Source organism: Winogradskyella psychrotolerans RS-3 (genome assembly GCF_000427335.1).
Lineage (GTDB): Bacteria > Bacteroidota > Bacteroidia > Flavobacteriales > Flavobacteriaceae > Winogradskyella > Winogradskyella psychrotolerans.
Genome location: NZ_ATMR01000007.1, coordinates 160,941 through 176,656 on the forward strand (window position 1 = coordinate 160,941; position 15,716 = coordinate 176,656).

Sequence of the window (15,716 nt, forward strand, 5' to 3'; positions counted from 1 at the left end):
ACTAACTCAATTGAATTATCCTTTTTACTGCATATCCTCTATCTCAGCTTGTGTTAAAGCCTTATTGAACAACTTTAACTCATCGATTAAACTTAAATCAGATGAATGGCCCCAATAGCTGAAAGTTTCCCCACCAGCACCAACTGTAATATCTGTACACCCTGTCCAATCGATACTAGAATCGAGAACAGTTGTGTTTTTAAGTTCACCATTTAAGTAGATTTTACTTTCTGTTGCAGAAACAGTGAAAGCTACATGAACCCAATCTCCGGCTGTCACATCAATCATTCCTCCATCATTCCAACTTTCTGCAGTACCAACACCTATATTTGCTTTGATAGTTTGTTCCGTTGCACTACCTTCTCTAAATAGTCTGAAACCTTGGTTTCTGTTTTCAGGAATATCATTTCCAACAACTAGAATCCCTGCGCGATCTGGTGTACTATTTATCTTATACCAAAATGTTGCACTAAATGTATCTTCACCAAATAAACCTTCAATTGGGAATGTTAAGTATGAATCGGTAGCTCCTTCATATGTATTACCAGAATAACCACCAGAAACGATATCTGGTGTTCCTATAACTATAGGATCCGATTCACTAATTAACTCAGTATACAATCCTTCAAAAAACGGAATATAAAACGTTTCCCCTTCCACACTAGGCAAGTAAGTATTATCTAGATTAAACGCTAAGGTATCTGATGCTGTTTTACCACTAGTATCCGTCACGTCTACAACAAGAGTGTGACTTCCTAATTGTAAGTTTTCATATTGAAATGCCTCCATAAATATTCGGTAATCTAAAAAACTATCAAAAGTTCTTATTGTATTACCGTCTAAAGTGACAGTTACATTATTAATTTCTATATCATCTTCTACTAAAACCTCAATATCTAAATCGACCTCTGTATCCGTAAATGGAATTAATACATTTCCATTTGGACTTATAAGCTCTGCTGTAGGATCTTCTAGATCTGGCCCTGAATCTACTTCTGTGATTGGATCTATGCCATCATAACAAGACACCATCATCAGCAATGCAGTAATTGCTACAATATATTTATTAATTTTCTTCATTTTCTAATTTTTTAGTTGTTATCAAGTGGTAATAAATCCAATTGTGCTTGTGGATATGGTAAAAGCTCGTCTTCCGCTGTGAATGTGCGTCCTTCGTAGCTCAACTCTTCATATTTATTCAATCGAATCATATCAAAATAGCGTACTCCCCATTCCATAGCAAGCTCTGCAAATTTTTCATCCATAACGTCATCTGTTGTAACACCTGAAAGTGCAGGCATTCCAACTCTTGCTCTTACTGTATTAACTGCTTGATCCGCAGAACCAGCTGATCCACTTGCACCTTGAGTTAAAGCTTCAGCATACATAAGTAATATTTCTGCGTATCTGATAACAATGAGGTTTTTTCCAGAACCATATCTTGTTCTTCCTGGAGTTAAATCAATAGAAGGTAGGTAATGTTTACCACTTGCAAACTTAGCTCTAGAATAGTCATTAAAAATATCACCATCTGGTGTTACGTTAGAAACAAAACTCGGTAAGGTAGCATAAGCAGGATCTGATGTAATTTCAGCTATACCACGAGGTGTAAAATTAACACTTGTAATTAATCTCGTCGTTTCACCTCTGTCTAGCATAAATTTAATAAACTTTAAACTTGGCTCGTAAAAACCCCAGCCTTCAGATGCACCCGCTACAACTGGAGTCCAATTAGAAGGACCAAATGGGCCATATTCATGAGAATTCTCTGCACCAGATTCGGTACCGTAATCTGAATATTGCAACTCGAATAAATTTTCATTACTGCGCTCTCCTTCTTTCTTAAACAGATCATAAAAATCTGGATAAAGATTAAATTTACTAGAATTAATTATTTCACCCGTAACATCCGCTACTGCTTGATAATTCTCTAATTCTAAATTCGCTAAGGCTTTTATAGCCAAAGCTGTATATTTAGTAACACCTCCAGAAACATCTTGTCTTTCATTAGGTCTAGCATCTGGCAAAAACGGAATAGCTTCATCCATTAAATCTGAGATGTATTGCATAACTTCAGCTTTTGTTTTAACACCCTTATCTAGCTCAGCTGTAATATCTGAAGTTCCTATTATGAAAATATCTCCCCAAAGTCTTGACATCTGAAAATGTGTAAAACCACTTAACACTTTACATTCTGCCATGTATTGATCTGCTTTATCTAAATCTTCATCTTCTACTGCAAAATCTTTATATGATTGAATGGTTTCGCGAGAGCTTACAATTCTAACAATATCACCATAGAAATTCTCCCAAATTTGGTTGTACATCCAAAACCCATTATCGTAGATAAAAAGATCTGTATCGGCGAACTGAGGTTGATCTCCTAAGCCACCTGCATTAACATCATCTCCCCTAACACCAATAAGTAAAGGATCTTCCCAACCTCTAGAATATACAGCTGAATACCCTCCAATAAGAGGTAATACCATATCATCTGAGATTGTAAAGTCTAAATCGCCTGCAGCAAGCTGACCATCATTTTCTTCTAATTTATCTGTACAAGAAAAAACGACCATACAGACTGCTAACATTAATGCTAGCTGTTTTATTACTTGATTTATATTTTTCATAATTAGCATTTTTTTAAATTTTAATATTTACACCAAATGTATATACCGCTGGAACTGGGTATGTTTGACGATCTACTCCATTCTCTACTTCAGGATTAAATCCATTATAACTAAACAATGTTATAGGACGCTCTGCTGTACATGTAAATCTAACTTCTGGCATATTTTTACCAAGTGATTTCGCAGGAATCGTGTAAGCCAATTGAATATTTTGAACTCTAAAGTAAGCCCCATCTTCTACAAAGAAGCTACTCATTTTCTGGTTCCATGCTTTTCTTCTTCCTTCAGAAGAAGGATATGAATTCGTAGTTCCTTCACCATGCCATCTATTAACAGCAAAGTCAGCATCGATATTTGTATCATTCGTAAATATTACTTCACCTCTTTTACGGTTCAGTATTTTATTTCCTGTTTGTCCTGAAACTGCTACTGATAAATCAAAGTTCTTATAAGTTACATTAAAATTTCCACCATAAGTAAATGTTGGCAAATACGACCCTAGAACCACTCTATCTTTATCATCAATAATACCATCATTATTTTGATCTTTATAAATAAAGTCACCAGGTATAAGCTGGTTATTGTTTGCTGAAGCTTCATTCTGAGCCGTTGGATCTGTTGCTACTTGACCTGCATTTTGATACACTCCTGCAACTTCCCACCCATAAAAAGCATTTACAGGTTCACCGACTATAAGTCTTTGGCGAAACTCAGCTTCACCTGTATCAAAATAACCTTGTTCACTATCAATCTTAGTTATTTCATTTTTAAGCGTTGCTATATTTCCTCCAACAGAGAAACTCCAATTATCATTAATACGTTGGTTCCAGTTGGCTGCAACCTCTAACCCTTGGTTTCTCATCTCACCAATATTAGTGTCAACAACCTCTGCTGTAATTGGTGTATCTTTTGGAAGTACCAAATCTTTAGTATCACGTATATAATAATCGATCTCTAAACTTAATTTATTATCAAATAGACGAGAACTAATACCAAAATTGGTTTCTTCTAAAATTTCTCTTTTTAAATTAAGAAATGTGTTCGTTGTTAAAATACCGTTCGTCTGTGAGTCACCTATATCTGCTGTTGTTGTAGATACGGTTCTTGTCCCTGTGCTTCCGCCTAAAAATCCGTTAGCTAATTGTCCCCAACCTGCACGTAGCTTTAAGAAATTAATAGTGCTATTATCTTTCATGAAGTTCTCTTCAGAAATGATCCAACCTAAACCTACAGCTGGCGTAGTTACCCAAATTTCTCTAGGAAATCTTCCGTCACCTTCGTGTCTTATGGTAGCATTAAGTAAATACCTTTCTTTAAAACTATATTCTAATCGACTAAAAAATGCTATTGAGTATTGGCGATCTCCTATTTCTTTTACTTGATCACTAAATGTCGTTGGATTTGCAAAATCTAAATACCAAGAGCTTTCTAAATCAATCCCCTGTATCTCATTCCCTGTAGCTTCAAAAGAATTATCTTGATAATCTCTATATGAAGAACCTGCTAGTAAGGTTATATTATGATCCCCAAAAGTATCATTATAAGTTAATGTATTATCCCAAATTTGTTTTGAATACTTTAATTCTGCTCGTCTAATAGAAGACTGTGCTCTTTGCGATTGTGATGATATAAAATAAGGAGACCTTACATTTCGTTCAGATATTGTTGAGTAATCATGACTATAAGATGTTTTAAACTTTAATTTCTCAGGAACTAAAGAATACTCTAAAAACATGCTGGTTAAAACTTTTCTAATCTTTAGTTGATTATTATTGTAAGTCATAGCCGGAAACGGGTTTTGCGAGCCACGATATCCTAATAGACTTGCATCTGAATACGGCGTAGAAGTTGCTTGCGTATTTGCGTAATCATAAACTGGTAAAATTGGCACTGCAGAATACGCTTGAAACCATGCTCCATTTTCAGGATTATATTGCGTTGCATTACTAAAAATAGCATTAGTTCCAATTTTTAAACGGTCAGATAACTCTATCGTAAGGTTAGATTGAATGTTGAAACGCTCATATTCGTTTTCCATATCTAAAATACCTTCTTGAGAAAAATAGTTAGCATTAACACTATAAGATGTTTTTTCGGAACCACCAGTAACTCCTATACCATGACTTGAAATTGGTGCAACGCGCAAGATCTCTTTATACCAATCAGTATTAACATCTGGAATATTAGGATTCACTCTGCTACGTCCAAAACGTTGCATTGCGTTATTAACAAAATCAATATCTGGTTGAGAATTTGACTCATAAGCCATAGTCACAAATTGCTCTGCATTTGCCATTTTAACAACATTCTGAGCATTTTGGTAACCAGAGTATCCGTTATAAGTGAAAACTGGCTTCTGCTCCGTTCTTCCGTTCTTTGTTTCTATGATGATTACACCATTAACACCAGCTTGACCAAAAATAGAAATTGAAGAGGCATCTTTTAAAACCGAAATTGTTTCAATTTGATTACTATCTAAGAAATCAATAGTATCGTAAAACATACCATCAACGACATATAAAGGAGTTGATCCTCCTTTGTAAGAGTTCACACCTCTAATTCTAACCGTTGGTGAACCACCAGGCGAACCACTACTTACAACCTGCACACCTGCCACTTTTCCTTGTATGGACTGCATAATATTACCACTAGGTGTTTTAGCAATATCTTCCGATTTTACAGTAGAAATAGCACCTGTTAAATCCGCTTTTTTCTGAGTACCATAACCGACAACAACAACCTCGTTTAGAGATGCCACATCATCTTGTAGTGTAATATTTATTTGTGTTTGACCACCTACAGTAATGAGCTGTGGAACAAAACCGACATAACTGAATTCAATTTGTTCTCCAGCATCTGCCTTAATTATGTATCTACCATCAAAATCAGTTGTAGTTCCTCTGCTCGTTCCTTTAATTATGACACTTGCACCTGGTAAAGGCATCCCGTCACTTTCACTTGTTACAATTCCATTAATTTCAATCTGCTGAGCAAAAGAACAGACTGAAATAAACAACATCAACAATAGACTAATTTTTGTTTTCATATAGATTGATTAATATTTAATAAATTAGAGTTAGTTTATTTAAAAGTCTAAATTATAATGAAAAGTTAAACTCTGATAACATCCATTTACATTTTAAATACACCACATATTATGAAGAAGGCTATTAACTGTAAATAAAACCCCATTTGACGTACTCTAAAGCTATAAAAAAAACGTTGTAGTAGAAAGAGAATTAACAATGTGACGTAGTGATGACGTATTAAAGAACAGCGATAAAGTAAGAAAACACACCTAATTTTTAATATTTAATAAATAATCCACCAAAGAAATATCATTTTCTAAGTTTAATTTCTTTTTTAATCGATATCGATGAGTTTCAACACCTCTAACTGAGATATTCATAAGTGGTGCAATTTCTTTTGAAGATAAATTCATTTTGATGTATGCACAAATTTTTAAATCTTTCGGAGTAAGTTTAGAATGTTGCACTTTTAAAGCCTCGAAAAATTCATCGTGTACTTGACTAAAATTATTCTCAAAGACTTCCCATTCGTCTTTTAGAACAATTGAATTATCTAACTTCTTTACCAGTTTTTTATATGAGTAATAATTATTGAAGCCATCCTTATTAATCATTAAATCCTTTTTAATGTCTTGCAGCGTTTCATTCTTCTTAACCAAGGCCATAGCATTATTAGCTAGCTGCTTGCTTTTAAGCTTTATTTCGTTCTGTAATGATTCATTTTTAAGCTGAACGATTCGCTTTTCATTTTCTAAGGTTTTTTCTCGCAATAACTTTTGCTGCTCTTTTTGATATTTAATTTTTATAATTCGCTGTTCTTTTGCTATTTTTTTATTGTGAAGTGTGTAAAATATAAATATTACCAAAACCGCTAAAAGAAAATATAATACATACCCTAAGGTATCTCTGTACCAAGGAGGATAGACATCCACTCGTAGAGATTGACTCGCTGACACATTACCTGCATTATCACTAGTTCTAAACGAAATCGTATAATCACCGTCTATAAGATTAGAAAACTCTACTTTATTACCATCTATAACATACCATATTTCATTATCCTCATCAGTACCTGCTTCTGAAATACGATACTCAAAAAAATGATTTAGAGATTTAGAAGACGATAACTCTACAGCAACACTTTCCTTGAATTTAAAATCTACAGATTCATCTTCAATAGCAGAAACACTAAGAGGAACTCCACTTATTGAAATAGTCTCTATGTTTGGTTTATATAAATTGACACCTGCAATAGAGGTATTATTTATCATCATAAAGCCATTATCAAGATTTAAAGCATAAATGGAATCTTTAATCTTAGAGACATTTTCGTAGCCGACAATATATCTATTCTTTAAAAATATGTCGTTTAAATAAAAATCGTCTCGTGTAGTATCAAATGATTTAAACTCTATAAAACCACCTTTATTTTTCAAGGCAAAAACATCAGTATTGTCTTCTGAAATAATGTAACTATTCTTACCTAATAAATCATTGAGTAACTCATAAGGCACTATAGAATCTAAAATCGGTTCATATTTTTGCCAGCCTTCATTAGATTTAAAACTAATATTATTCCTAATGTTGTAAACCCGTACATTATAATGAGAACTTAAACCTTTATCATCATATTCCTTAACTTCAGTAATCTCATCATAATTCTCATCAAAACTAATTTTAGAAACCCCTTTGGTTGCATGAGCCACCCATGCCGTATGTGGATTTTCAAACACTAAAAAACGTGAAGGAACTGAGGTTTTACCAAGATGTTTCACATGCCATTCTCCAGATACCTTTTGAAACCGCACTAAACCAGAATATGTACCTTGTATATAGGTGTGGTTCCGTTCTGGTACTTTTTTTATGGTCCAACCACCTGTATACGTAGAAATATTAATCATCCGATCTTCTTCTACAATAAATGTACCTTCATTATGTCCACAAAAAAGTTGATCTTCAACAATCTCTAAATCCCAAACCTGACCTTGAGACCCTTCAATGAATTTCAATTTTTCCTTTTCATCTAATCTAAAAAGTCCGGTATTAGTTCCTATATAAATAACACCTTTATACTTTACGACGTCATAAACAGCCCCTAGTTTACCAGAAACATCATTAAAAAAATAGTTACTACTATTAAGCTCAATATTAGCGATACCATTATCTAAGCCCAACCAAAGATTGTCTGTATTATCTATAGACTGCCCTAAAACCGTATTATTAAGTAAGCCATTCTCTTTGCTAATATGAAACTTGGACTTTCCATTATTATCCGTTAAGAATACACCATCCTTAATAGTTCCAAAAACCATATCTCCATTGCCCAAAATGGAAAATGCATTTAATTGATGTAGACGTATTTGTTCATCAATTTCAAAATTCGTTGGAATTAGCCGTCCATTCCCCAAGAAAAAACTTCCTTTTAGTGACGTCATTAATAAAAGTTTATCCTTGTATTTATTGACAGAAACAATTTTAGTATCTAATAATAACTCATTAGAATAAAAAGGCTCTAGTGCCTTTTCTTTCAATCTAAATATACCTTGATTTAAGGTGCTTATATATAAGTTGTCTTCAACGACGCTACAAGAAATTATAACCGAACCAGGACTTAATTGAATGACGCTCTCAAAATCATAGATATAAATATTCAGAAATGATCTAAAGATGATTTTACCGTTAAAGCTTACAACTTCCCATATTTCTTCGTTTGGAGAGATTAAGTCAAGTACGGTATCACTTAAGGAATAATATTTTAGATACCCAAATTCATCTTTTTTCCAATACCCAAATTCCTCATAAGATCCTGTATAGACAATGTCATCAACTGCTAAAACAGATCTCACGATAGTCTTATTAGGTAATTGATGGAATTTCCAAATTAAACCGTCATATTCTAATAACCCACTATTATTAGCAACATAGACTTTACCGTTATCAGCTCTAGAAATGCCCCAATTTTGATTACCCGCTTTATACTCTGCCAAAGTGAAATTATGGATGTTTGGAGAGAATTGACTATAACAGTCTGGAGAAAAAACAAGTAAGAAAATTAAGAAAAATAATATTTTTTTCATGTAGCAACAATATACAAATTTTATGAAAACGCTTTAAAAATAAGAATTTCATTCAACGTGACTGCACTTACGTAAATAATTCGTGATATAAAAAAAGGCTCAACCTGAGTTGAGCCTTTAATCAATTACTATTTAGAATGTTATTATTTTTTAGCCATCAATACATCATTAATAATATATACAATACCGTTTGATGCATCAACATTTCCTTGCACGACTTGAGATTTTTTACCTCTTGAATCTTGGATTACATATTGATCACCGTCCATCATAGCCGTTAACTCTTCGCCTGTCACAGTTTTAAAGGTATATTTACCTTTCCCACCTTTAATAGCTTCCATCAGTTTATCCGAAGTTATTTTTCCAGATACTACGTGGTATTGTAAAACACTTTTAAGACTCTCTTTATTCTCAGGCTTCAGCAAGTTATCTACCGTACCTTCTGGCAATTTAGAAAATGCCTGATTAGATGGTGCGAAAACAGTATAGTTTCCAGGTTCTGACAACATTGTAGTTAAATCAGCAGCTTTCAATGCTGCGACTAAAGTAGATAAATCAGTATTAGACAAGGCTTTTCCTGTAATACTAGTTTCCTTAGCCATTGCCTTCTTCTCTTCTTCCATATTTTTCATTTCCATATCTTTCTTATCCATGGCCTCCACCTCAACCTTTTCAGCTTCCATCTTCATCTTCTCCGCATCCTTTTTTCCATCGTTACATGCTGTTAATACTACAAATAACATACACGTTACGGTTCCTAATATTCTATTCATTTTTAATTTCATAATTAAATCTTATTTACTTGGTTATACTATATATACGGTAATACAGGCCTATGGATTTTATCAAGGTCGGGTTTAATATAACTTTAACAATAAAAAAGACACAGAATTTAAGCCTATATAAAAAGGTAAACGCTACTTTTTCCATAAAAAATTCACCCACTTGAACATCATAATTATTTAGATTCAAAAAACCTGATATACAACAACTTAAACCAACGTTATCAGTATTGGATTTAGAAGAACTAATAGAACACTACTACTTAAGCATGGCATATCAAGTAATTTAGATTCAGCAAATCATTTTTGCATTAATAAAACGTATGAGCGAATTAAACAAATACAGTAAAACAGTTACCCAAGACCCAACACAACCAGCTGCTCAAGCCATGTTGCATGCTATTGGATTAACAAAAGAAGATTTTTTTAAACCTATTGTTGGTATTGCAAGTACAGGTTATGAGGGCAACCCTTGTAACATGCACCTCAATGACTTAGCTAAATTGGTTAAAGAAGGCACAAAAAACGAAGATATCATTGGCTTAATTTTCAACACCATTGGTGTTAGTGATGGTATTTCTATGGGAACACCAGGAATGCGTTACTCATTACCTTCTAGAGATATTATTGCAGATTCTATGGAAACCGTAGTCCAGGCCATGAGCTACGACGGATTAATAACTGTGGTAGGTTGCGACAAGAATATGCCAGGCGCTTTAATGGCTATGATTCGTTTAGATAGACCAAGCATATTGGTTTATGGAGGTACAATCGATTCTGGCTGCCACGAAGGGAAAAAGTTAGATGTCGTTTCTGCTTTTGAAGCGTGGGGAAGTAAAGTTGCTGGAACTATGGACGAAACTGAATATCAAAGTATCGTTGAAAAAGCATGTCCAGGAGCTGGTGCTTGTGGCGGTATGTATACGGCAAATACTATGGCATCTGCAATTGAAGCTTTAGGAATGACTTTACCTTTCAACTCTTCAAATCCTGCATTAAGTGATGCTAAGAAAACAGAATCCATAAGAGCTGGTGAAGCTTTACGTTTATTATTGGAAAAAGACATAAAACCCTCAGATATTATTACTAGAAAATCTTTAGAAAACGCAGTAAGACTAGTGACTATCTTAGGAGGTTCTACAAATGCTGTATTACACTTTTTAGCCATTGCTAGAGCTGCTCAAATAGATTTTACGCTAAAAGATTTTCAAGCTATCAGTGATAACACGCCATTTTTAGCAGATTTAAAACCTAGCGGAAAATACTTAATGGAGGATGTTCATGCTGTTGGAGGAATTCCTGCAGTATTAAAATATCTTTTAAAGAAAGGTATGATTCATGGCGATTGTTTAACTGTAACAGGAAAAACTATTGCAGAAAACTTATTAGATGTACCAGATCTAAAAGAAGGACAAGACGTTATAAAACCGATTGAAGAACCTATCAAGATTTCAGGACACTTAAGAATGCTTTATGGAAACCTAGCTACCGAAGGAAGTGTAGCTAAAATAACAGGAAAAGAAGGGTTATGTTTTAGAGGAAAAGCTAAAGTTTTTGAAGGAGAATATGCCGCAAATGATGGTATTAGAGATGGTAAAGTTCAGAAAGGAGATGTCGTCGTCATTAGATATGAAGGACCAAAAGGTGGACCTGGAATGCCCGAAATGCTAAAACCAACGGCTGCAATTATGGGAGCAGGTCTAGGTAAAGATGTGGCTTTAATTACAGACGGTCGTTTTTCAGGAGGAACACATGGTTTTGTTGTTGGCCATATTACACCAGAAGCACAAGAAGGTGGTACCATAGCAGTTGTAAAAGATGGAGACATTATTACTATTGACGCAGAAACCAACTCCATCTCATTAGAAGTCTCAGAAGCAGAACTTCAAAGAAGACGTCAAAAATGGAAAGCACCAGAATTAAAATTTGAACGTGGTGTACTTTATAAATATGCTAAAACAGTATCATCAGCATCTAAAGGGTGTGTCACAGACGAATTCTAAAAAATTTCTTTGCAAAAAGGAATCTCTTAGTTAAAAAGCATCAAGCCAATCGCTGAAAAAGAGAACTAAAATATAAGTATAGAATAACCCATCTAGCATCCTAAGAGATGATAGATTTTAAAATGAGATTCCCAATTTAGCGGGAAGTAAAAACATGAAAGAAACTCAAACCATACAAAATAAAACTAAAAGCACCGAAACTACAGAACGTATTTCTGGTAGCGAAGCTGTAATTAAATGTTTATTAGCCGAAGGTGTTGATATCCTTTACGGTTATCCTGGCGGAGCCATCATGCCAGTTTATGACGAACTATATAAGTATCAAGATAAAATTCATCATGTGCTTACACGTCATGAGCAAGGTGCCACACATTCTGCACAAGGTTATGCTCGTATTTCAGGAAAAGTCGGTGTCTGCATGGCAACATCTGGACCTGGAGCTACCAATTTAATTACTGGTATTGCTGATGCTCAAATCGATTCTACTCCAATGGTTTGTATCACTGGTCAGGTAGGTTCGCATTTACTAGGAAGTGATGCTTTTCAAGAAACTGATATTGTCGGAATTTCTACACCTATTACCAAATGGAATTGTCAAGTTACTAAAGCGTCTCAAATCCCAGAGGCTTTTGCAAAAGCATTTTACATTGCTAGAAGCGGAAGACCCGGGCCTGTGTTAATAGATATTACAAAGGATGCTCAATTTGAAGAATTCGATTTTAAATACGAAAAATGCAAAGGCATTAGAAGCTATAAACCGATTCCTGATACGGATGAAAATTCGTTAAAAGCTGCAGCAGAACTTATCAATAATGCAAAAAAACCATTAGTCGTTTGGGGACAAGGAGTCATTTTAGGAAAGGCCGAAGAAGAATTTAAGGCTGTTATTGAAAAGGCCGGAATTCCTTCTGCATGGACAATTTTAGGTGCTTCAGCAATCCCTACTTCTCACCCATTAAACGTTGGTATGGTTGGTATGCATGGCAATTATGCACCAAATGTTTTAACTAACGATTGTGATGTATTAATTGCTATTGGAATGCGATTTGATGATCGTGTAACGGGCAATTTAGAAACTTATGCTAAGCAAGCAAAAATCATTCATTTTGATATTGACCCTGCGGAAATAGATAAAAACGTAAAAACAGATGTTGCTGTTTTAGGGGATTCAAAAGCCAGTCTAAAAAGTTTGTTACCATTATTGAATGAAAATTCTCATAATGATTGGCATCAAAAATTTAAAGATCTATATAAAATAGAATACGAAAAAGTAATTAAAGACGATTTGCATCCTACCAAAGAAGGCCTAACTATGGCTGAAGTGTTGAAAGAAATCAACATTCAAACCAAAGGAGATGCTGCGATTGTTAGTGATGTTGGTCAGCACCAAATGACTGCCTGTCGTTATGCCGAATTCAACAAAACCAAAAGTAATATTACGTCTGGTGGCTTAGGAACTATGGGATTTGCTTTACCTGCAGCTATTGGTGCAAAAATGGCAGCGCCAGACAGAGAAGTCGTTATGATCGCTGGTGATGGTGGTTACCAAATGACGATTCAAGAATTAGGAACAATTTTTCAACAAAAAGTACCTGTGAAAATTGTGGTATTAAACAACGAATTCCTTGGTATGGTACGTCAATGGCAACAGTTATTTTTCGATAAACGCTATGCTTCTACCGAAATGGTCAACCCAGATTTTGTAGCCATTGCAAAAGGCTATTCTATTGAAGCACAAAAAGTAACAGAACGTAAAGACTTAAAAGCTGCTGTAAAAGAAATGATTGACTGTGAAGGTCCTTATTTCTTAGAAGTTAGGGTAGAAAAGGAAGGGAATGTATTCCCAATGATTCCAACCGGAGCAAGTGTTTCAGATATAAGATTAGAGTAAAACGAAGAAAATAGAATATAGAGAAAAAAGTAAAATAGAACTAAATATGAGTCTGTTTTCAATTTTCTTTTATTTATAATCTCAAAAAAATGAGTACAGAAAACAAACAATATACCGTTTCAATTTATACGGAAAACAACATTGGATTGTTGAATAGAATTTCTGCAATATTCCAAAGAAGACACATGAATATTGAAAGTTTAAATACATCACCATCAGAAATAGACGGTGTTTCAAGATTCACAATTGTCGTCAATATTACCGAATCTCAAATGAAAAAGATTCAAGGTCAGATTGAAAAACAAGTCGAAGTTATAAAAGTCTATTATCATACAGAGGAAGAAATCATTTATCAAGAATCCTGTATCTTCAAAATGAGATCTAACTTATTGTTTGATGAACGCCAAATTCAAAATATAATAAAAGAAAGCAACGCTAGAATTGTCACTGTAAATCGTGATTTCTTCGTTATAGAAAAATCAGGTAGAAAAGAAGAAATAGATTTATTACATAGAGAATTAACCGTTTTCGGAATCATGCAATTTACACGTTCAGGTCGCATTGCTGTAACTAAAGACGAAATGAAAATATCAACAATGCTTAAAGCGTTGCAACATTAAATTTAAAAAGAAATAAGAGAATAGAATAAAGAAAACAGAAGATTTAATGACATACAATTACAGTGTCTTTACTCTTTTATCTTTCTTCTATTTTCTCAAAAACAAAAAACAATGTCAAATTATTTCAACACATTACCATTAAGAGAACAATTAGATCAGTTAGGAAAATGCCGTTTTATGGACGCTTCAGAATTTGAAGATGGTGTAAACGCATTAAAAGGAAAGAAAATAGTAATTGTTGGTTGTGGTGCTCAAGGCCTAAATCAAGGATTAAATATGCGCGATTCCGGATTAGACATTTCTTACACGTTGCGTCAACAAGCTATTGATGAAAAACGTGATTCTTACAAAAACGCAACCTCTAACGGATTTACTGTTGGTACGTATGAAGAATTAATTCCAACAGCAGATTTAGTGTTAAACTTAACACCAGACAAGCAACACACAAATGTTGTAAAAGCCATAATGCCTTTAATGAAAAAAGGAGCAACTCTAAGTTATTCTCATGGTTTTAATATTGTTGAAGAGGGCACACAAGTTCGTGAAGACATAACAGTAATAATGGTAGCACCTAAATGTCCTGGAACTGAAGTAAGAGAAGAATACAAACGTGGTTTTGGTGTACCAACATTAACTGCTGTACATCCTGAAAATGATCCTGAAGGAAAAGGTTGGGCTCAAGCTAAAGCTTATGCTGCCGCAACTGGTGGTCATCGTGCTGGTGTATTAGAATCGTCTTTTATTGCAGAAGTGAAAAGTGATTTAATGGGAGAACAAACTATTCTTTGTGGTTTATTACAAACCGGAGCCATTTTATCTTTTGATAAAATGGTTGAAGAAGGCATAGAACCTGGTTATGCTGCTAAATTGATTCAGTTTGGTTGGGAAACGATTACCGAAGCATTGAAGCATGGTGGGATTACTAACATGATGGATCGTTTATCTAATCCTGCTAAACTAAAAGCATTCGAATTATCTGAAGAATTAAAAGGTATTATGCGTCCGCTTTTTGAAAAGCATATGGATGATATTATTTCTGGTCACTTCTCTCAAACTATGATGGAAGATTGGGCAAATGACGATATCAACCTCTTAACTTGGAGAGCTGCAACTGAAGAAACTGCCTTTGAAAAAACAGAATTAACTTCAGATCACATTACAGAACAAGAGTATTTTGATCATGGTGTATTATTAATTGCTTTTGTGAAATCTGGTGTTGAACTCGCTTTCGAAACTATGGTGAGTGCAGGTATTATTGAAGATTCTGCTTATTACGAATCTTTACATGAATTACCACTTATCGCTAATACAATCGCTAGAAAAAAATTATTTGAAATGAATCGTGTCATTTCTGATACAGCCGAATATGGTTGTTATTTATTTGATCATGCATGTAAACCGTTATTAACGGATTTCATGAAAACGGTAGATACATCTATTATTGGTCAATCATTTTCAAAAACAACAGGAGTTGACAATATAGAGTTAATCGCTGTTAATGACGCGATTAGAAATCATCCTATCGAAGCTGTTGGTCAACGTTTACGTGCGGCAATGACAGCAATGAAGGTGATTAAAACTGATGATGTGAAAGCATCTGTTTTAGCGTAACAAAAATTATCCTGCAAGGTTTCAAAAAACCTTGTAGGTTTTAAGACAAAAAAAACTCTGTTTACTGCGAAAA

At 34.2% G+C, this 15,716-nt stretch carries 9 protein-coding genes; 4 read left to right on the top strand and 5 right to left on the bottom strand.

The genetic code is table 11. The features are described from left to right. Nucleotides 1-24: 24 nt before the first annotated feature. The 5 genes from ADIWIN_RS01045 to ADIWIN_RS01065 all read right to left on the bottom strand — a co-directional run bounded on the left by ADIWIN_RS01045 (nucleotide 25) and on the right by ADIWIN_RS01065 (nucleotide 9,509). On the bottom strand, nucleotides 25-1,080 hold the full coding sequence (locus ADIWIN_RS01045) for a LamG domain-containing protein (protein WP_020895816.1): 1,056 nt from the start codon (nucleotides 1,078-1,080) through the stop codon (nucleotides 25-27). An 11-nt stretch (nucleotides 1,081-1,091) separates the two neighbouring features. Then, on the bottom strand, nucleotides 1,092-2,630 hold the full coding sequence (locus ADIWIN_RS01050) for a RagB/SusD family nutrient uptake outer membrane protein (RefSeq protein ID WP_040756143.1): 1,539 nt from the start codon (nucleotides 2,628-2,630) through the stop codon (nucleotides 1,092-1,094). A 13-nt stretch (nucleotides 2,631-2,643) separates the two neighbouring features. Continuing rightward, nucleotides 2,644-5,676, bottom strand: coding sequence for a SusC/RagA family TonB-linked outer membrane protein (locus tag ADIWIN_RS01055; protein WP_040756145.1), 3,033 nt, complete (start codon nucleotides 5,674-5,676; stop codon nucleotides 2,644-2,646). A 252-nt stretch (nucleotides 5,677-5,928) separates the two neighbouring features. Next, nucleotides 5,929-8,736 (bottom strand): LuxR C-terminal-related transcriptional regulator, encoded by a 2,808-nt coding sequence (locus ADIWIN_RS01060; protein WP_040756147.1) that lies wholly within the window; start codon nucleotides 8,734-8,736, stop codon nucleotides 5,929-5,931. A gap of 143 nt (nucleotides 8,737-8,879) precedes the next feature. After that, nucleotides 8,880-9,509, bottom strand: a complete 630-nt coding sequence (locus ADIWIN_RS01065) for a fasciclin domain-containing protein (RefSeq protein ID WP_040756179.1) — start codon at nucleotides 9,507-9,509, stop codon at nucleotides 8,880-8,882. A 332-nt stretch (nucleotides 9,510-9,841) separates the two neighbouring features. Between ADIWIN_RS01065 and ilvD the strand changes: the two genes are divergently transcribed. From ilvD to ilvC, 4 genes are all read left to right on the top strand, one after another. Then, nucleotides 9,842-11,521 (top strand): dihydroxy-acid dehydratase, encoded by a 1,680-nt coding sequence (gene ilvD, locus ADIWIN_RS01070; protein WP_020895821.1) that lies wholly within the window; start codon nucleotides 9,842-9,844, stop codon nucleotides 11,519-11,521. Between the two features lie 154 nt (nucleotides 11,522-11,675). After that, the gene (gene ilvB / locus ADIWIN_RS01075) at nucleotides 11,676-13,412 is read left to right on the top strand and encodes a biosynthetic-type acetolactate synthase large subunit (RefSeq protein WP_020895822.1); all 1,737 of its coding nucleotides are present in this window, start codon (nucleotides 11,676-11,678) and stop codon (nucleotides 13,410-13,412) included. Between the two features lie 89 nt (nucleotides 13,413-13,501). Next, a complete protein-coding gene (ilvN, locus tag ADIWIN_RS01080) occupies nucleotides 13,502-14,032 on the top strand; it encodes an acetolactate synthase small subunit (protein WP_020895823.1) in 531 nt (176 codons plus the stop codon). 111 nt (nucleotides 14,033-14,143) lie between these two features. After that, the gene (gene ilvC, locus ADIWIN_RS01085) at nucleotides 14,144-15,643 is read left to right on the top strand and encodes a ketol-acid reductoisomerase (protein WP_020895824.1); all 1,500 of its coding nucleotides are present in this window, start codon (nucleotides 14,144-14,146) and stop codon (nucleotides 15,641-15,643) included. Nucleotides 15,644-15,716 lie beyond the last annotated feature (73 nt).

Coding starts and splice junctions, on each gene's coding strand:
- ADIWIN_RS01050 (WP_040756143.1), bottom strand. CDS start 2,630: ATGAAAAATATAAATCAAGTAATAAAACAGCTAGCATTAATGTTAGCA.
- ilvD (WP_020895821.1), top strand. CDS start 9,842: ATGAGCGAATTAAACAAATACAGTAAAACAGTTACCCAAGACCCAACA.
- ilvB (WP_020895822.1), top strand. CDS start 11,676: ATGAAAGAAACTCAAACCATACAAAATAAAACTAAAAGCACCGAAACT.
- ilvN (WP_020895823.1), top strand. CDS start 13,502: ATGAGTACAGAAAACAAACAATATACCGTTTCAATTTATACGGAAAAC.
- ilvC (WP_020895824.1), top strand. CDS start 14,144: ATGTCAAATTATTTCAACACATTACCATTAAGAGAACAATTAGATCAG.
- ADIWIN_RS01065 (WP_040756179.1), bottom strand. CDS start 9,509: ATGAATAGAATATTAGGAACCGTAACGTGTATGTTATTTGTAGTATTA.
- ADIWIN_RS01045 (WP_020895816.1), bottom strand. CDS start 1,080: ATGAAGAAAATTAATAAATATATTGTAGCAATTACTGCATTGCTGATG.
- ADIWIN_RS01060 (WP_040756147.1), bottom strand. CDS start 8,736: ATGAAAAAAATATTATTTTTCTTAATTTTCTTACTTGTTTTTTCTCCA.
- ADIWIN_RS01055 (WP_040756145.1), bottom strand. CDS start 5,676: ATGAAAACAAAAATTAGTCTATTGTTGATGTTGTTTATTTCAGTCTGT.